This is a genomic window from Promicromonospora sp. CA-289599, assembly GCF_050936155.1.
GTDB lineage: Bacteria > Actinomycetota > Actinomycetes > Actinomycetales > Cellulomonadaceae > Promicromonospora.
In genome coordinates this window covers 3,669,871-3,687,543 of sequence record NZ_JBNJNI010000001.1, presented here as the reverse complement: position 1 = coordinate 3,687,543, position 17,673 = coordinate 3,669,871, and the positions used below count along the sequence as shown (strand labels likewise).

Here is a 17,673-nt window from a genome sequence, read left to right as displayed (position 1 = left end):
CTACGCCCCGTCGTGCGCCGCCCGCAGCGCGGCGACGTCGATCTTGCCCATCTTGAGCATCGCGTTCATCGTGGCGATCTCGGCCGGGGTCGAGTAGGTGCCCGACAGCTGCTCGAGCTCCTTGGGGATGACCTGCCACGAGACCCCGAACTTGTCCTTGCACCAGCCACAGGCGCCGGGCTCGCCGCCGTCGGCGGTCAGGAGGTCCCAGTAGTGGTCGACCTCCTCCTGGCCCTCGACGGACAGGTAGAAGGAGAACGCCTCGTTCAGCGTGAAGTGCGGGCCTGCGTTCAGCCCGGTCACGGGCAGCCCGCCCACCGTGAACTCCACGACGAAGTCGGTGCCCGCCTCGGCACCGGGCGCGTCGTCCGGCGCCTTCACGACGTTGTCCACCGACGAGCCGGGGATGTGCTCGGCGTAGAACGCGGCCGCCTCGCCGGCGTTGTTGTTCGCGAACCAGAGATGCGCTCGAACGGTAGCCATCGTGTCCTCCTGAGTCGGTGGGGACCGTCGTCGGTCCCTTCACCTACTCCGACCCGGCGCCGTCCGGAAACTCATCGGCGTCAACGGGTGAGCACCCCGGCGTGCGGCATCTCCCACGCCTCGGCCAGGCGCGAAGGCCGGACCGCCGAGCCCTCGCCGAAGAACTCGCAGAACTTCATGATGAGCGGGTCCCAGCCCACCGGGTCCACGTAGTGCGTCCCCGGGATGATCAGCCCCTCGGCGACGTGGCTGCGCAGCACGCGCACCTGGAAGACCGCCGCTCCGGAGCCCGGCGAGCCGAGCACGCTCTCCTGCACCAGTGCGCACTCGAGCTGGACCGGGCACTCGGCGACCCGGGGCGCCCGCACCAGGTCGGATGCCTGCTCGGTGACGCCGGCCCTGGCGAACTTGTCCGGGACGAACTCGTACCCCATCGCCGCCTTGCGCGGCGACAGCTCGGGAGACCCGGTGGTGAGCGCGAGCCGGTCCACGACGTCGACCATGCCGGACGGGACGAGGTTCAGCACGCACTCCTGCTCACGGTGCAGGTTCGCGGCGGTCCGAGCGGAGTCGCCGAGGCCCAGCACGCAGTGGTCGTTGAGCCACCAGGCGGACGACATCGGCGCGAGGTTCGCCGTCCCGTCCGGATTCCGGGTCGAGACGAGCACCACCGGCGTGCCGAAGTACATGACCTTGAGATCGAGAGTCCTGTGCATACCCCCACCCTGCCGCCCGGCCCTGGCCAGGTCTGGCGCCTTTCGGCCACGGCGTTGAGCACAGCGGCTGCTGCCAGGATCCGGCAGATCCTGGCAGCAGCCGCTGTGGTCAACGCGGGCCGACGTCGGGCCGCGCCGTCAGAGCGTCAGCGTTCGCTCCGCCGAGTCCACCACGTTGGACAGGAGCATCGCGCGGGTCATCGGGCCGACGCCGCCCGGGTTGGGCGACACCCAGCCCGCGATCTTCGCGGCCTCGGGCGACACGTCGCCCACCACGCGCGACTTGCCCGTCTCCGGGTCGGTCTCGCGGGAGACACCGACGTCGATCAGCACGGCGCCCGGCTTCACCATGTCGCCGGAGACGATGCCCTTGACGCCCGCGGCGGCCACGACGACGTCGGCCCGCCGGACCAGCCCGGCGAGGTCCTGCGTGCCGGTGTGCGTCAGGGTGACCGTGGCGTTCACCGCACGCCGCGTGAGCAGCAGGCCGATCGACCGGCCGACCGTGGTCCCGCGGCCCAGCACGACGACCTCCTTGCCCGCGAGCTTGATGCCGTACCGCTCGATGAGCTCGATGATGCCGCGCGGGGTGCACGGCAGCGAGGAGGTGACCTCCTCGTTGACCCGCAGCACCAACCGCCCCAGGTTGGTGGGGTGCAGACCGTCGGCGTCCTTGTCGGGGTCGACGAGCTCGAGCACCCGGTTGGTGTCGATGCCCTTCGGCAGCGGGAGCTGGACGATGTACCCGGTGCAGGCCGGGTCCTCGTTCAGCCGACGTACCGCGGCCTCGATCTCCTCCTGCGTGGCGGTCTCCGGGAGATCCTCCCGGATCGACGCGATGCCGACCTCGGCGCAGTCGCGGTGCTTGCCCGCGACGTACCACTGCGACCCCGGGTCGTCGCCGACCAGCAGCGTGCCGAGCCCGGGCACGACGCCCCGCTCACGCAGCGCCGCGACCCGTTCCTTCAGCTCGCCCTTGATGGCCGAGGCAACACTCTTCCCATCGAGAATCTGAGCGCTCACACATACCTCCCTCGGTGAGTGCTGAGTATTTGCCCTCTGAAACAGTTCAGATGGGCAAATACCCAGCACTCAGCGGAATTGTCAGAGACCCGGGTAGAGCGGGAACTTTGTCGTCAGGGCTGCCACGCGGGCCGAGAGGGCGTCCACGTCCGTTGTCGCGCCGTTCTTCAGGGCCGTCGCGATGATGTCGGCGACCTCCGTGAACTCGGCGTCGCCGAACCCGCGCGTGGCGAGCGCAGGCGTACCGATCCGCAGGCCCGAGGTGACGCGCGGCGGACGCGGGTCGAACGGGACGGCGTTACGGTTCACGGTGATCCCGGCGTCGTGCAGGAGGTCCTCGGCCTGCTGACCGTCGAGAGCTGAGTTGCGCAGGTCGACGAGCACCAGGTGCACGTCGGTGCCGCCGGTCAGCACGGAGGCACCGGCTGCCGCGACGTCCGGCTGGGAGAGGCGCTCGGCGATGATCGAGGCTCCCCGCAGCGTGCGCTCCTGGCGGTCCTTGAACGACTCGGTCGCCGCGACCTTGAACGAGACCGCCTTGGCGGCGATCACGTGCATGAGCGGGCCGCCCTGCTGGCCAGGAAACACCGCGGAGTCGATCTTCTTGGCGTACTCACCCTTGGAGAGGATGAAGCCGGAGCGCGGCCCGCCGATCGTCTTGTGCACCGTCGAGGAGACGACGTCGGCGTGCGGCACCGGGGACGGGTGCAGGCCGGCGGCCACGAGCCCGGCGAAGTGCGCCATGTCGACCCAGAGCTTGGCGCCGACCTCGTCGGCGATCTCGCGGAACGCGGCGAAGTCGAGCTGCCGCGGGTAGGCGGACCAGCCGGCGATGATGACGTCGGGGCGGTGCTCCAGCGCCTTCTTGCGCACCTCGTCCATCTCGATGCGGTAGGACTCCGGGTCCACGCCGTAGGCGCCGACGTCGTACAGCTTGCCGCTGAAGTTGATCTTCATGCCGTGCGTGAGGTGGCCGCCGTGGGCCAGCTCCAGACCGAGGATCTTGTCACCGGCGTTGATCAGGGCGTGCAGCACCGCGGCGTTGGCCTGGGCGCCGGAATGGGGCTGGACGTTGACGTGCTCGGCGCCGAACAGGTCCTTGGCGCGGGCGATCGCGAGGTTCTCCGCGATGTCGACCTGCTCGCAGCCGCCGTAGTAACGGCGGCCCGGGTAACCCTCGGCGTACTTGTTCGTCAGGACCGAACCCTGAGCCTCCAGGACGGCACGCGGCACGAAGTTCTCGGACGCGATCATCTCGAGAGTGTCGCGCTGGCGGGCCAGCTCTCCGTCCAGGACGGCGGCGATCTCAGGGTCGAGCTCAGCGAGCGGGGTGGAGAGCGGGTCGGGAGTCGATGCGCTCATAGCTCCTCGATTCATGCGGGACGGGGATTGTCGGACGGCGGTGGAAAGCGCACGCACCACGACACGACTGCCCGGGCGCACACCTTCGCGAGGTGACCCGGGGCCCAGGCGAACGACCCCTCGTCGGCATGACTCGTCGCTCCCCGGTGGTGATCCACCTGACGCCAGTCGCGACCCGAAGATCGTAGCAGCGGCGGGTACGATCCCGTGCTCGACGACCGCCCGGTGATCCCGTCCTCGACGATGCGGAGCGAAAAGCCCGGTATTGCAAGGAAAGTACCTGAGACCCTTTCGCGATTCAGCAGGACGTGGCTATGGTGCGGCCCATGCCCTACCCCGTGTCACCGGACGCCGGCGTTCCGGAACACCAGCCGGACCCGCGCCGCCAGGACAGCCCGTGGAACGGCGGTCAGCCGCCGTCCGGCCCGTTCGCGGCGAGCCGACCACCGTCGGGCCAGTTCCCTGCCCGCCCCGGTTCGGGTCAGGAGCCGGAGCCCGGCTGGCCGTCCACCGGCCCTGTAGGGACCGGCGACGATGGCGGCCGTCGCCGGAAGAGCGGCAGGCGGGACCGGGTCTGGGCGATCGTCGCGTTCCTCGTGGCCGCGGCCGTCATCGGCGCCGTCGGCTTCTACTTCTTCGGCCCCGACTCCGCCGAGGAGCCCACCGCGACCTGGGCGGTCGACTCGTGTGCCGGACCCGACCCGGCCGCGGAGAGCACGGCCGCGGAGAACGCCGAGGCGGAGACGACCACCTACCGTGCGCTGTCCTGCGACGACCCGGCTGCCACCGTCACTGTCCTCGACATCCAGGACGCCGTGTCGGTGGGCCAGCTGCACTGCCCGGAGGGCACGGACGTCGTCTTCCAGAAGGACGGCAATGCCGGCGGGGAGACCCAGGCGGTCTGTGCCCGCAACCTGTCCGACGACCATCCGGGTGACCCAGGGATGGGTGGCGGGCAGCTCGTGATCGGGGACTGCGTGGACGGCGACGGTGCCGAGCTGGCCTGCTCGTCCGACGGCGCGCGCCCGGTCACCGGCCTGATGGTCGGGGGTGTCGAGTGCCCAGAGGGCACCAAGGACGAGCTCCCGCTCGGTTTCGACGCGCAGCGCAGCTACGAGACGATCTGCCTCGGCGCCTGAGCCTGACCTGCACCGTCATCTGACGCTCATCCCGGCGAAACCGGCAGTCACCGGACATTGGCTAGATTCGCCGTATGGCACGTCTCCACCAGACCGTCTTCGAGCGCAACGTCCCGGCCCGCGCCGTCGTCGACCACGCGCTGGGCATGACGCACCACGCGGTGTTCTGGTTGGACGACCTGGGTGAGCGGGCGAGCCGTCCGGCGCTGTCCGCTCCGGTCCGGGCCGACATCGCGGTGGTCGGCGGCGGGTACACCGGCCTGTGGTCCGCGCTCCGCGCGAAGCAGCGTCACCCCGGGGCGCGCGTCGTGCTGGTCGAGGCCCGATCGGTGGGCTGGGCCGCGTCGGGCCGGAACGGTGGGTTCTGCGGGGCGAACCTCACGCACGGCCGCCCGCCGGACGCCCCGGACCGCCGTGCCGAACCCGGCCAGCACACTCTCCTGGGCCGGCTCGGCCACGAGAACCTCGCGGCCATCGGGGCGACGGTGCACGCCCTGGGCCTGGACTGCCAGTGGGAACGCACCGGCATCGTGGACCTCGCGATCGAGCCGCACCAGATCGACTGGCTGCTCGACGCCGCCGCGTGGGCCGCCCGCACCGGCGCCCCGCACACCTTCCTCGACCGGGCGAAGACGCGCGCCGAGGTGGCGAGCCCCACCTATGAGGCCGGTCTGGTCCGGCCCGACGACGCCGCGCTGGTGCACCCCGCACGGCTGGCCGCGGAGCTGGCGCGGGCCGCGAGCGAGCTCGGCGTGGAGATCTTCGAGCACACCCGGGTGACCGCCCTCGTCCCGCCGCGCCGTGGCGCGCACGACGTCGTGCTGCGCACCCTCTCGCCCGGCGGTGAGGCAAGCGTGCTGGCGGACCGCGTGCTGCTCGGGACCGGTGCGTTCCCCCCGCTGCTCCGGCGCTACCGCCACCACACGGTGCCCGTCTACACGTCGGCGATCGCCACGGAGCCGCTGCCCGCCGACCTGCTGGGCGCCATCGGCTGGCGCGGCAGGCAGGGTCTCGCCGACCTGGCGAACCGGTCCCACCGCTACCGGCTCACGGCGGACGACCGGATAGTCTTCGGCGGCCACGACGCCGTCTACCACTACGGCGGGCGCATGAGCAGGACGTACGAGGACCGGCCCGCGACGTTCCGGCGGCTCACCGAGCACCTCCTGACCACGTTTCCGCAGCTCGAGGGCATCCGGCTCACGCACAGGTGGTCGGGCACCGTCGACACGGCCACGCGGCCGGGCGCGTACTTCGCGCAGGCCGCGGGCGGTCGCGTGCAGCACACCGGAGGGCTGGCAGGGCTCGGCGCCGGCGCCGGCCACTTCGCCGCTCAGGTGATGCTCGACCGGCTCGACGTCATGGACGGCGCCCCCGACACCGAACGCACGGGGCTCCGGATCGTTCGGCAGCTGCCTGTGCGGTTCCCGCCCGAACCGGTGGCGGCCGCCGGGATCCGGGCCACGCGGCTGGCCCTGGACCGGGCAGACCACCAGGACGGACGCCGCAACCTGCTGCTCCGGTCGCTCGACACGCTTGGCCTGGGCCTCGATACCTGATTGGCTGCTCGGACCGTCCGACGTCGAAGGAGCACACAGTGGCCACGCCCCCGGTCCCCGAGAACATCGCGAAGATCCTCGCCCAGCCGAATCCCGCCGTCATGGCGACCGTCCAGCCCGACGGCGCGCCCGTCTCCGTGGCCACCTGGTACCTGTACGACGACGGCCGGGTCCTGCTCAACCTCGACGGCACCCGCAAGCGCCTGGAGCACCTGCGCGCGGACCCGCGCGTCTCCCTCACGGTGCTCGACGGCGACACCTGGTACCGGCACATCAGCATCCAGGGCCGCGTGACGATCACGCCCGACGAGAGCCTGGCCGGCATCGACCGGCTCGCGACCCACTACACGGGCAGCCCGTACCCGAACCGCGAGAACCCGCGGTTCGACGCGTGGCTGGAGATCGAGTCCTACCACGCCTGGGGTTACTGACTCAGAGCTGTCCTGGGGTGCTGTCCTGGGGCACGCTCTGCGCGCCCGCGGCACCCAGCACGCGCCGCAGGTAGGTGTACGTCAGGTCGCCCGCCGCCTTGTCGTACTGCTCCTCGTAACCGTGCTTCGTGTACATCGCGAGGTTCTGCTTCGAGTCCTTGCCGGTGAAGACCCAGATCTCCTTGGTCTGCTCCGGCAGGTACGGGAGCACCGCGAAGAGCATCTCGGTGCCGATGCCGCGGGCCTGCTTGTCCGGCGCGACGGCGAGCCGGCCGAGCGTCGCCTTCTCGCCCTCGATCTCGACGCGCACCGAGCCGATCATCCGGTGGCCCTCCCACGCGCCGATGGTCACGACGTCGTCGCGGGCCAGGTCGTCCCGCAGCTCGGCGAGCGTCTGGGTCAGGGGCGGGATGTGGGGGTCGTCGTACAGCTGGGCCTCGGTCACGAACGCGGCGCGCCGCAACGTGAGGAGCTCGCCCGCGTGGTCGTCCTCGACCAGCGCGATCGTCGTGGTGGAGTTGCTCATGGGTCCATGGTGGCAGAGTTGGCGCACCCGGGTCGACGGTGTTCGCGGTACAGATGGTCGTGTCAGCGGCTCCGCATAGATTCAGGGCATGGGGAGATCAGGAGCCCAGCAGACGGCGGAGGCCCGCCCGCGAATCGAGGTGCGTCCCGCCGTCGGTCGGTTCGACGACTTCGCCGAGGTGGTCGGGGTCAAGAAACCGGGCGGCGGGGGCTGCTGGTGCATGAGCTACCGCGACAGCCGGGCCAGCAACGACGAGCGTCCCGGCTACATGCGGGACCTCTGCGAGAGCGAGCCCGGCCCCGGTGTGCTGGTCTACGTGGACGACGTCGTGGCGGGCTGGTGCTCGATCGCACCCGGTTCCACGTACCGCCGGCTCATGAACTCACGCACCATCCCGTTCGTCGACGAACGGGACGCCTGGGTGGCGGTCTGCTTCGTGGTCCGCGCGGGGTACCGCAAGCGCGGGCTCATGCACGATCTCCTCGCCGGGGCGGTCGAGCACGCCCGGGCGCACGGCGCCGAGGTGGTCGAGGGCTACCCGGCCGACGTCGGCCCCGACCGCGTCGACGTGATCAGCGGGTACGTCGGGACCGTGCGGATGTTCGAGGAGGCGGGCTTCGAACGCGCGGCCGAGACCAGCGGTGTCAGCGGCGGCAGGCGACGCTGGGTGATGCGCAAGGAGCTCACCGCGGACGGCGGAGCCGCCTCGGCCGCGGCGGGTTAGCCTGACCGCGTGAACGACGCGACCGCAGCCACCCACTGGATCCTCACCCTGTCCTGCCCGGACCAGCCGGGAATCGTGCACGCGGTCGCGGGAATGCTTGCCGAGCACGGCGGGAACATCACCGAGTCGCAGCAGTTCGGCGACCCGACGTCGGGCCTGTTCTTCATGCGCGTGCAGGTCGAGTCGACGGCGTCCCGCGACGAGCTCACCACCGCGATGACGCAGGTGGCGCACCGGTTCACGATGACGTGGACGCTCGACGTCGTCGGCCGGCGGATCCGCACGCTGATCATGGTGTCCAAGGCCGCGCACTGCCTCGTCGACCTGCTGTACCGCGAGCGCTCGCAGCGCATGCCGATCGATGTCGTCGGCGTGGTGGGCAACCACCGCGACCTCGAGGACATCGCCACGTTCTACGGCAAGCCGTTCCACCACGTCCCGGTCACCAAGGACACCAAGCCCGAGGCGGAGGCGAGGCTCCGCGACCTGGTCAAGGAGCTGGACGTCGAGGTGGTCGTGCTGGCTCGGTACATGCAGATCCTGTCCGACGAGCTGTGCCGCGACCTGAGCGGGCAGATCATCAACATCCACCACTCGTTCCTGCCGTCGTTCAAGGGCGCGGGCCCGTACCGGCAGGCGCACGACCGCGGCGTCAAGATCATCGGCGCCACGTCCCACTACGTGACCGGCGACCTCGACGAGGGCCCGATCATCGAGCAGGACGTCGAGCGCGTCGACCACTCCCGCACGGTCGAGGATCTGGTCGGCATCGGCGAGGACGTCGAGCGGCGCACGCTGGCGCGCGCCGTCCGCTGGCACGCGGAGCGCCGGGTACTGATGGACGGGCGCCGCACGGTCGTCTTCCGCTGACTGCGCCGCCGCGAGCGGTGGGCAGGGCGGTCCGCGGCGCGTCAGCCCTTGACCGCGCCCGCCAGGGCGAACGCCGAGCCCGAGATTCTGGTGACCAGGACGTACAGGCCCAGGACCGGCGCGGCGTAGAGCAGCGAGTACGCCGCGAGCTGGCCGTACGCCACGCTCCCGTACTGGCCGAAGAACGCGAAGATGCTCACGGCTGCCGGCTGCTTCTCCGGGGAGAGCAGCAGCACGAACGGGACGAAGAAGTTCCCCCACGCCTGCACGAACACGAAGATGAACACCACCGCGATGCCCGGCCGCATGAGCGGGAGCACCACGCGGCGCAGCGCCTGCATCGCGGACGCCCCCTCCGTCCATGCCGCCTCCTCCAGCGAGATCGGCACCGAGTCCATGAAGTTCTTGGTCATCCAGATCGCCATGGGCAGCGAGGTAGCCGCCATGAAGAAGATGGTCCCTGGCAGCGAGTCCAGCAGGTTGAGCTGCACGAACAGCGCGTACACCGGGACCATGATCGCCGTGATCGGCAGGCACGTCCCGAACAGCACCGAGTACAGGAAGTACTTGCCGAACCGCATGCGGTAGCGCGACAACGGGTAGGCCGCGAGCACCGCCACGACCACCGTGATGGCCCCGGAACCCGCCGACAGCACGAACGCGTTCCACAGCGGCAGCCAGGTCAGCTCCGGCGTCAGGATCGCGGAGAAGTTGGCGGTCGTCACGGCGTCGGGCAGGCCGAAGGAGAGCGTCGCCTCCGCGTCGAACGACGCGACGAGCACCCATGCCATCGGGAGCACGAACAGCAGCGCGATCACGAGCAGCACCACGTTCGCGGCCACCTTGGTGGCCTTGGCGCGCGGGCCCGCCAGCTGGCCGGCGCCGCCCCTGGCCGATGCGGCGGGCCTCGTCATCGTGTCCGTCATCAGTCCACCTCCGGTCGGAGCGCGCGGATGTAGATCACGGAGAAGACCGCGCCCACGATGATCATCACCGTCGCGATGGCCGTGCCGTAGCCGACCTGCGCGAACTTGAACGCCTCCTGGTACGCCAGGATCGGCAGCGTCGAGCTGTCGGTGCCCGGGCCGCCGCCGGTCATCACGTAGATCAGTGTGAACACGGAGAGGGTCTGCAGCGTCGTGAGCATCAGGTTGGTCGAGATGCTGCGCCGGATGACGGGCAGGGTCACCCACGCCAGTCGCTGCAGCCCGTTCGCGCCGTCGAGCTGTGCGGCCTCGGTGAGCTCCGGCGGCACCTCGGCGAGCGCCGCCGAGTAGACCATCATCGAGAAGGCGGTGCCGCGCCAGATGTTCGCGACGATCACCGCGAGCATCGGGGTGGAGTAGAGCCAGTCGGGTCCGGTGATCCCGATGCCACCGAGCATGGCGTTGAGCGTGCCCTCGGAGTGGAAGAACGCGTACGCGGCGAACGCGGCGACGATCTCGGGCAGCACCCAGGCGGCGACCACCACCGTCGAGGCGATGGACCGCACGGGCTTGACCGCCGAGCGCAGCAGCCCGGCGAGCAGGATGCCCATGATGTTCTGCCCCACCACCGCGGAGAGGAACACGAACACGACGGTCAGCCACAGCGACTTCGGGAAGTCCGGGTCGCCGAACAGGGCGGTGTAGTTGTCGAGCCCTATCCACTCCGGGTTGAGAGCGGCGGGTCCGGTGAGCGCGGCGTTCGTGAACGAGCCGTAGAACGACCACACCACCGGGCCGAGCATGAAGAGCACGAGCAGGACGACGGCGGGCGCGAGTGGGATCACCCGCGCCGCGCCGCGGGACGTGACGGCCACAGGTCAGCCCTGGGTCGTGTTCTCTTCGCCGACGATGCCGGTGACGGCCTCGTCGTAGACCGCAGCAGCCTCCTCAGGCGTCTGCTGCCCGGTCATCACGGACTCCATCGCGACCATGATCTCGTTGGAGACCTTCGGGTAGTCCGAGGTGGCGGGCCGGAAGTGGGTGACGTCGACGAGGCCGGTGAAGAACTCGGTGGTCGGGTTGGTCTTCGTGTACTCGGGGTCCTCCGCGACGTCGGTCCGTACGGCGATCTGACTGTTCGCGACGTCGAACCAGAGGGAGTTCTCGCGGTTCAGGGCCATCGAGATGAACTCGAACGCGGCATCCGGGTTCGTGGAGCCGGACCCCATGGCGAGGGTCCAGCCGCCGGACATGCTCACCGCACCGGGCGCGGCGCCGTCCTGGGTCGGCATGGGCGCGGCGCCCATCTTCTCCGACCACTCGGGCCACGGCGCGACGCCGGAGTCGAGCCAGTTGCCGGCCACCCAGGAACCGTCGAGCGCGATGCCGACCTTGCCCTCGGGCAGCCACTCGGCCTGCACCGTGTTGCCGATGTTGGTGTCGAGCGCCTGCTGCGGTGTGGGCGCGAGGCCCTCGGAGAACACCGTGCCGACGAAGCCGAGGGCGTCGACGAAGCCCTGGGAGCCGAGCACCCACTTGCCGTCCTCGTAGAGGGTGTCGCCCGTCCCGTACAGCAGCATCTCGAAGCCCTGCATGACCGCCGCCTCGCCCTGCGGCTTGCCGGAGTACATGTTGAACGGCACGACGTCGGGGTCGGACTCCTTGATGGCCCTGGCCGCCTCGAGCAGCTCGTCCCAGGACTTCGGCGCCCAGTCCTCCGGCAGCCCCGCCTTCGCGAGCACGTCCTTGTTGAACCAGAGGCCGCGGGTGTCGGTACCCATGGAGACGCCGTAGGTCTTGCCGTCGTCGCCCGCGCCGGCTTCCTTGGCGCTGTCGACGAACTGGTCCCACTCGTCCCACTCAGCGAGATAGTCGTCCAGCGGCTGGAGATATCCGGCCTCGACGTCGGACTTGATCATGTACGTGTCCTCGTACATGACGTCGGGCGCGGTGCTGGGCGACCGGTTCATCAGCGCGAGCTTCGTGAAGTAGTCGTTCTGCTGCGCCTCGATGGGCACGAGCTCGACGGTGACGTCCGGGTTCGCCTTCTCGAAGTCGGCCTTGACGTCCTTGAACAGCTCGTCGGCCTGCGTGAAGTTGCCGAACTTCTGGTAGGCGACCTTGATCGTGCCGTCGTCGGAGCCGCCTCCGCCCGAGCCGCAGGCACCGAGCGAGAGGGCGAGTGCCACTGCCGTGACGGGTGCGACGAAGAATCGTGCCGTGCGCATGAAGCTCCCTTGCGTCGTGCGAAGTCCGGCAGCACTGCCGGACCATCTGAGGCACACGATTCACCCCCGGCGGGTCAGAGTCAAGGGTTGATTGTCAGCGCTGTCAGCCGGGCCCCGCTCCGACGACTGCAGACTTGGTTGCGGCTACAGGGCCTGTCACCGCAACCAAGTCTGCAGTCGGGTGGTCAGCCTCGGGGGTCCGTCAGGACCGCTACCGTCCGCGCCGGGACCGTGACGGTCCCGTCCGCCGCGTCCCATTCCGTCTGCCGCACGACGGCGTCCGCCCCGCGCGCCTGCACCCGCGAGAGGGCGTAGTCGCGGCCCGCGAGCTCGGGCACCTCCACCGTGGCCGACGTCGGCGACGCGTTGAACACCACGAGCACCCCGTCAAGCCGCCGGTCGACGTCGGACCTGCCCGCACGGTCGTCGATCGACATCGTGATCACGCCCGGGACCGCCTCCGGACCTGAACCGGGGAACGTGACCTTCTCCCGGATCAGCTCGGCGGAGCCCAGCCGGAAGAGGTCCGTCGAGTGCCGCAGCTCCAGCAGCTCGCCCGCCTGCGCCGACGCGAACGCGATGTCGTCAGGGGTGGGCTTGAGGGCGGGGTCGGCCAGGAGCGGGCGCTGGAGGGGCCACTTGTCCTCGTTGTCTGCCGCCATCGGCAGGCCACGCCCGAACCCGTTGTCCTGCCCCGACCAGTCGATGGCGTTGAACCAGTCCCCGGAGTCGTACGAGTTGCGGTCCAGCGACTTCGACCGCAGCAGGTCGGTGCCCGCGTGCCAGAACGACGGCGACTGGGACAGCGCGGCGGTCGCGAGCGACACCGTGTTCATCCGGACCCGGTCGGTCATCGGGGTGTCCGCCGGCAGCTTGAGCGTGAGCAGGTCGAACAGCGTCTCGTTGTCGTGCGCGTCGACGTACGTGACGACCTCCTCGGGCGAGTCCGCGTACCCCGCCGGTGAGCCCCGGTAGTCCAGCTCGTCACCCCTGACCCGCTCCCCCGACGACGTGGTGACCTCGTAGGAGCGCAGGTTGCCGGCGAGCCCGAGCTTCACGAGGTCGCTCTGGTGTGCCAGGTCGGCCGCCTCGTCGGCCCCGCCGTCATTGACGGTCGACGGGTCGTCGAGCCGCGCGTCCCTGCCGTTCGGGTCGGTGAACAGCCCGGTCCCGAAGCCCTGCGTGAACAGGGAGGCGCCGTCGACCGGCGAGCCGCCGTGGACGGCGTCGCGCAGGCGGTCGCTGAACGTGCCGATCCCGGTGCCGCCGAGCTGGCCCTGCGTGGCCTGCTCGAACCGCGCGTTGTCCGCGACCTCGCCGAAGTTCCAGCCCTCGCCGTACAGGTACACGCTCTTGCCGTCCACACCGTCACGCCGCAGGGTGAGCTCGTCCAGGGCCGCCCGGACCGCCTCCATGTTGGCGCGGGAGTGATGTCCCATGAGGTCGAACCGGAACCCGTCCACACGGTAGTCACGGGCCCAGGTGACCACCGAGTCCACCATCAGCTTCTGCGCCATGGCGTGCTCCGTCGCGACGTTCTGGCAGCAGGTGCTGGTCTCGACCGCGCCGCTGACCGGGTTCTGCCGGTGGTAGTAGCCGGGCACCACGCGGTCCAGCACCGACTTCGGGTCCTGACCCGAAGCCGCCGTGTGGTTGAACACCTGGTCGAGCACCACCTGGAGACCGGCCCGGTGCAGGTTGCCGACCATCGAGCGGAACTCCGCCACGCGGGCGCCGCCCTCCGCGTCCACGGCGTAGGAGCCCTCCGGGGCCATGAAGTGGTACGGGTCGTAGCCCCAGTTGAAGCCGTCCTGCCCCTGGACCTCGGCGACGGCGGCCTGCTGCTCCGCGCTGTCCGGCGCGAAGCCCGACAGGTCGCCGGTCGTGGCCTGGTCGGCACGGCCCTCGGGGATCGAGGCGATGTCGAACGTGGGCAGCAGGTGCACGGTGGTCAGCCCGGCGTCGGCCAGCGAGCGCAGGTGTGTCATGCCGTCCGAGCGGCTCACGCCGAACGCGCCGTAGGTACCGCGCAGCCGCTGCGGGACCGTCTCGTCAGTGATCGAGAAGTCACGCACGTGCAGCTCGTAGATCGTCTGGTCGACGGGGTTCTCGACGACCGGCGCGGGCGCGCCGCGCCAGACCTTGGGCCGCCAGTCCGCGTCGTCGAGGTCCACCGCCACCGAGTGCGTCGAGTCGAGCGTGAGGCCCACCGAGTAGGGGTCAGTCACGACGTTGGTCTCGACCTGGCCGGTGCTCGGCACGTACACCTCGACGGCGTACCGGTACCGAGCCCCCTGCCAGCCCCGCCGGTGGTCGAGATTCCGCCCGCCGTCGTACGTCCACGCGCCGTCACGCTGCCGCTTCATCTCGAAGGTGCGCGGCTCGGCGTCGAGCGAGGCGCCGGCAGGCCAGGCCTGCAGCGTCACCGCACGCGCCGTCGGGGCCCACAGCGCGAACGACGCCTTGCTGCCCCGCCACGTCACACCCAGGGGGCGGTCGGTGGCGAACAGGTCGTCCAGCACGCCGGGGATCTGCACTCCCGTGGCCGCGGTGAGCGTCTCGCCGTCGTGCCGGGTCACCTTGAGCGCTCCCCGCAGGGCCGACGCCGCCGCGGCGCGGTCCATACCCTCGACCTCCAGGGCGACGTGCTCGGCGAGGTGCGGGAAGTCCTCGGCAACGTCCGCGGGAACCTCGCCCGCGACCAGGGTGTACGACGTCGGATCCTCCGGATCGCCGGTCTGAAGCGTCCAGCGGTCGCCGGCGCCGAAGTCCTCGGCGGGCACCAGGACCAGGTCCTCGCGCACCCAGTGCGCCGCCTGCTGTCCCTCCCCCGGCGTTCCCGGGGTGCCGACCTGCACGGTCGGCACCTTGGTCTCCGGGTCCCAGGTGAACGTCACCGGGCCGCCGCCGGTGGAGTACGGGACGTTGGCGCCGTCGCGCACGCCGTCGGCGCCGTAGTTCTCCGCCCAGGAGCCGTTCAGCGCGACCTTGAACTCGTACGAGCCCGCGGGCAGCTCGAACGTGCCGGTGTAGGTGCCGTCGTCGGCGAGCGCGAGGCGCGCGGCCTCGCAGTCCGGGGTCCAGTCGCCGGCGCAACCCATCTCGCTGTTGTGCGAGCCGGCGACGGTGACCATGTCGATCTCGGGGTCGGTGCCGTCGTCCACCACGCCGCTCACGTCCACGCCCACCGAGGCGTACGAGCTGGCCGCGGCGCGGTCGCCGTCGGCGTCCTTGGTCACCGTGCGGTACTCGACGAGGGTGCCGTCGGGCAGGGCGTCACCGTTGGCGCTCACGTCGTGGAACACCCGCGGGGTCGTGTCCTCGGCGGTGCCGAGGTGGTGCCACTCGTCGGTGCCGACCGCGCGCCAGGCGAAGGAGGTCTCGGCCCAGGCGTCGTCGACACCCGCGGCGACGGGAGCGACGCCGGAGACGGCGGCGCCCGGGCGGGCGGTGGTACCCGGGACGACGGCGACGGCGCCCGCGGAGTCGGCGCCCACCGTGCGGTCGGCGACCAGCGCGATCGCGGAGCGCGCCGGGACGGTCAGCGTGACCGCGCCGTCGGCGTCGGCGGTGATCTCCGTGTCGGTGCCGTACAGCGGGGCGAACGTCGCGCCAGGGGTGAGGGAGTCGAAGGTGACGGTCCGCCCGGCGGCCGCGTTGTTCGTGGCGACCAGGTGCTCGACCAGCTCGTCGCGGTGCACGCGGGAGAACGCGTAGACGCCCGCGCCGTCGGCGGCGTACCGCTCGATCTGGGCGCCCGTGGCGAGCGCGGGGTGCTCCTCGCGCAGGTCGGCGAGCGCCGCGATGTGCTCGTAGAGCGGCGCGTCGGTGCCGTACCGGTCCACGCTCCCGGCCTGCTCGCCCGTCACCAGGGGCTGGTTCGCGTACTCGTCGACCTGGGTGGCGAACAGGGTCTGCCGGGCGTCCTTGTCGCCGCCGGTGCCCGCGAAGCCCTGCTCGTCGCCGTAGTAGACGACCGGCTGGCCGCGCGTGAGGTACATCAGCTCGTGGGCCAGCTCGTCGCGCGCCAGCGGGTCGTCGGAGCCCGCGAGCATGTAGCCCACGCGGCCCATGTCGTGGTTGCCGAGGAACGTGGGCAGCGCGGCGGGGCTGCGGTGCGGCGTCGTGTACAGGTCGTCCGAGGCGTACAGGTCCGCGAGGCGCTGCGCGCTGTTGCCGCTCGCGTAGCTGGTGGCGGCGGACTGGAAGGAGAAGTCGAGCACGGAGCTCATGCCCGTGCGCCGCGCGTAGGGGGAGGTCTTGGCGGCGTCGGCGTCGTACACCTCGCCGAACGTGAAGAACTCGTCCTTGCCCTGGGCGTGGGCGTACTCCTCGATCTCGGTCGACCACTCCTCCCAGAACTCGAAGTTCACGTGCTTGACCGTGTCGATGCGGAACCCGTCGATGCCGAGGTCGATCCACGCCTTGTAGATCTCCTCGAACCCGTCCACGACCGTCGGGTGCTCGGTCATGAGGTCGTCCAGGCCGCTGAAGTCGCCGTACGTGACGGACTCGCCCTCCCACGTCGAGTTGCCCCGGTTGTGGTAGAGCGTGGGGTCGTTGAGCCAGGCCGGGACCTTGACGTCCTGGTCGGCCGGGTCGATGACGGGCGTGTACGGAAAGCTCGTCGCGGCGTCGAGCTCGGGGAAGCTGCCCGTGCCTGCGTGGTCGGCCGGGTCGAACGGGTTGCCGTCGGCGTCCGTGTACGGGGCGGTGGCCTGGTCCACGTAGTCGTAGGTGCCCTCGGCGTAGTCGACGACGTCGGCCGTGTGGTTGGTGATGATGTCGAAGTAGACCTTGAGGCCCCGCGCGTGGGCGTCGTCGATCAGCGCCTCGAGCTCGGCGTTGGTGCCCAGGTGCGGGTCGATGCGTGTGAAGTCCGTGATCCAGTAGCCGTGGTACCCGGCGCTCACGTCGTCGCCCTCGCCTTGTACGGGGCGGTTGAGGAAGCTCGGGGTGAGCCAGATCGCCGTCGTGCCCAGATCCTCGATGTAGTCGAGGTTCTGGCGCAGGCCCGCGAGGTCACCGCCCTGGTAGAAGCCCTTGTCGGCCGGGTCGAAGCCGGTGTCGAGCCGGTCGCCCGTCAGGCCGCCCTCGTCGTTGGTCGGGTCGCCGTTGGCGAACCGGTCGGTCATCACGAAGTAGAAGCGCTCGTCGCTGCCGGGCTGCCGCACGGGCTCGCGCACCAGGGCGCCGTCCTGCTCCGTGTACTCGCCCGCGAGGGTGAGCGGGGTCAGGGCGGTGCGGTGGGTGGCGTCGTCGTACGTGACCCGGAGCGTCGCGGGCCCTTCGAGATGGAGCGGGACGTTGTCCTGGCCGCCGTCGCGGCCGTAGGACTCGTCCCACGCGTCGTCCAGCGCGACCTTGTACTCGTAGGTTCCGGCCGGGACCTCGAACTCGGCGACGAACGTGCCGTCGCCCTGCGCGACGAGCTCCGTCTCGGCGCACGCGGGATCCCAGTCGGCGGCGCAGCCGAGCTCGTCCTGGAGGCTGCCCACGAGGGCGGCCGTACGGTCCGCCGCCTCCGTCGCGGTGTCGGACGTCGACGCGGTGGCCGACGTCGACGCGGCAAGCCCGATAGATGTCACCAGGGTTACCGCGACGGCGGCAGCGCCTAGTTGTGTGGAGCGCAGGCGCGCGGTGCGAGACATGGATGACCCCTTCGTCGTCCGGAACCCAGTGTGAG

General features: G+C 70.7%; 14 protein-coding genes and 1 riboswitch. Of the genes, 5 read left to right on the top strand and 9 right to left on the bottom strand.

What is annotated here, in order from left to right; genetic code table 11:
* The 4 genes from ACQEVI_RS16345 to glyA form a co-directional block, all read right to left on the bottom strand.
* On the bottom strand, positions 1–483 hold the full coding sequence (locus tag ACQEVI_RS16345) for a VOC family protein (RefSeq protein WP_432900658.1): 483 nt from the start codon (positions 481–483) through the stop codon (positions 1–3).
* Positions 484–563: 80 nt separating this feature from the next.
* A complete protein-coding gene (locus ACQEVI_RS16340; RefSeq protein ID WP_432900656.1) occupies positions 564–1,199 on the bottom strand; it encodes a flavin reductase family protein in 636 nt (211 codons plus the stop codon).
* A gap of 138 nt (positions 1,200–1,337) precedes the next feature.
* On the bottom strand, positions 1,338–2,222 hold the full coding sequence (locus ACQEVI_RS16335) for a bifunctional methylenetetrahydrofolate dehydrogenase/methenyltetrahydrofolate cyclohydrolase (protein ID WP_432900654.1): 885 nt from the start codon (positions 2,220–2,222) through the stop codon (positions 1,338–1,340).
* Between the two features lie 81 nt (positions 2,223–2,303).
* On the bottom strand, positions 2,304–3,584 hold the full coding sequence (gene glyA / locus ACQEVI_RS16330) for a serine hydroxymethyltransferase (protein ID WP_432900653.1): 1,281 nt from the start codon (positions 3,582–3,584) through the stop codon (positions 2,304–2,306).
* Positions 3,585–3,679: 95 nt separating this feature from the next.
* Positions 3,680–3,766, bottom strand: a riboswitch (ZMP/ZTP riboswitch).
* A 144-nt stretch (positions 3,767–3,910) separates the two neighbouring features.
* Between glyA and ACQEVI_RS16325 the strand changes: the two genes are divergently transcribed.
* From ACQEVI_RS16325 to ACQEVI_RS16315, 3 genes are all read left to right on the top strand, one after another.
* Positions 3,911–4,723: a hypothetical protein gene (locus tag ACQEVI_RS16325; protein WP_432900651.1), complete on the top strand. Its 813-nt coding sequence runs from the start codon at positions 3,911–3,913 to the stop codon at positions 4,721–4,723.
* A gap of 74 nt (positions 4,724–4,797) precedes the next feature.
* The gene (locus tag ACQEVI_RS16320) at positions 4,798–6,282 is read left to right on the top strand and encodes an NAD(P)/FAD-dependent oxidoreductase (RefSeq protein WP_432900649.1); all 1,485 of its coding nucleotides are present in this window, start codon (positions 4,798–4,800) and stop codon (positions 6,280–6,282) included.
* A 38-nt stretch (positions 6,283–6,320) separates the two neighbouring features.
* Complete coding sequence (locus tag ACQEVI_RS16315; RefSeq protein ID WP_432900647.1) at positions 6,321–6,713, top strand: PPOX class F420-dependent oxidoreductase; 393 nt, start codon at positions 6,321–6,323, stop codon at positions 6,711–6,713.
* A 1-nt stretch (position 6,714) separates the two neighbouring features.
* Here the strand turns inward: ACQEVI_RS16315 and ACQEVI_RS16310 are convergent, their stop codons facing one another.
* Positions 6,715–7,239 carry a GNAT family N-acetyltransferase gene (locus tag ACQEVI_RS16310; protein ID WP_432900645.1) on the bottom strand — a complete coding sequence of 175 codons (525 nt, stop codon included), beginning with the start codon at positions 7,237–7,239 and terminating at the stop codon, positions 6,715–6,717.
* A gap of 88 nt (positions 7,240–7,327) precedes the next feature.
* Between ACQEVI_RS16310 and ACQEVI_RS16305 the strand changes: the two genes are divergently transcribed.
* On the top strand, positions 7,328–7,963 hold the full coding sequence (locus ACQEVI_RS16305; RefSeq protein WP_432900643.1) for an N-acetyltransferase family protein: 636 nt from the start codon (positions 7,328–7,330) through the stop codon (positions 7,961–7,963).
* A gap of 9 nt (positions 7,964–7,972) precedes the next feature.
* Entirely contained in the window at positions 7,973–8,833 is an 861-nt protein-coding gene (purU, locus tag ACQEVI_RS16300) for a formyltetrahydrofolate deformylase (protein WP_432900642.1), read from the top strand.
* Between the two features lie 41 nt (positions 8,834–8,874).
* Here purU and ACQEVI_RS16295 read toward each other — a convergent pair whose 3' ends face one another.
* From ACQEVI_RS16295 to pulA, 4 genes are all read right to left on the bottom strand, one after another.
* A complete protein-coding gene (locus tag ACQEVI_RS16295) occupies positions 8,875–9,759 on the bottom strand; it encodes a carbohydrate ABC transporter permease (RefSeq protein WP_432900640.1) in 885 nt (294 codons plus the stop codon).
* On the bottom strand, positions 9,759–10,634 hold the full coding sequence (locus ACQEVI_RS16290) for a carbohydrate ABC transporter permease (protein ID WP_432900638.1): 876 nt from the start codon (positions 10,632–10,634) through the stop codon (positions 9,759–9,761). Before ACQEVI_RS16290 ends, ACQEVI_RS16295 begins: the two co-directional genes overlap by 1 nt.
* Before the next feature lie 3 nt (positions 10,635–10,637).
* Entirely contained in the window at positions 10,638–11,987 is a 1,350-nt protein-coding gene (locus tag ACQEVI_RS16285) for an extracellular solute-binding protein (RefSeq protein ID WP_432900636.1), read from the bottom strand.
* Between the two features lie 185 nt (positions 11,988–12,172).
* Complete coding sequence (gene pulA, locus ACQEVI_RS16280) at positions 12,173–17,638, bottom strand: pullulanase-type alpha-1,6-glucosidase (protein ID WP_432900634.1); 5,466 nt, start codon at positions 17,636–17,638, stop codon at positions 12,173–12,175.
* Positions 17,639–17,673: the final 35 nt, after the last annotated feature.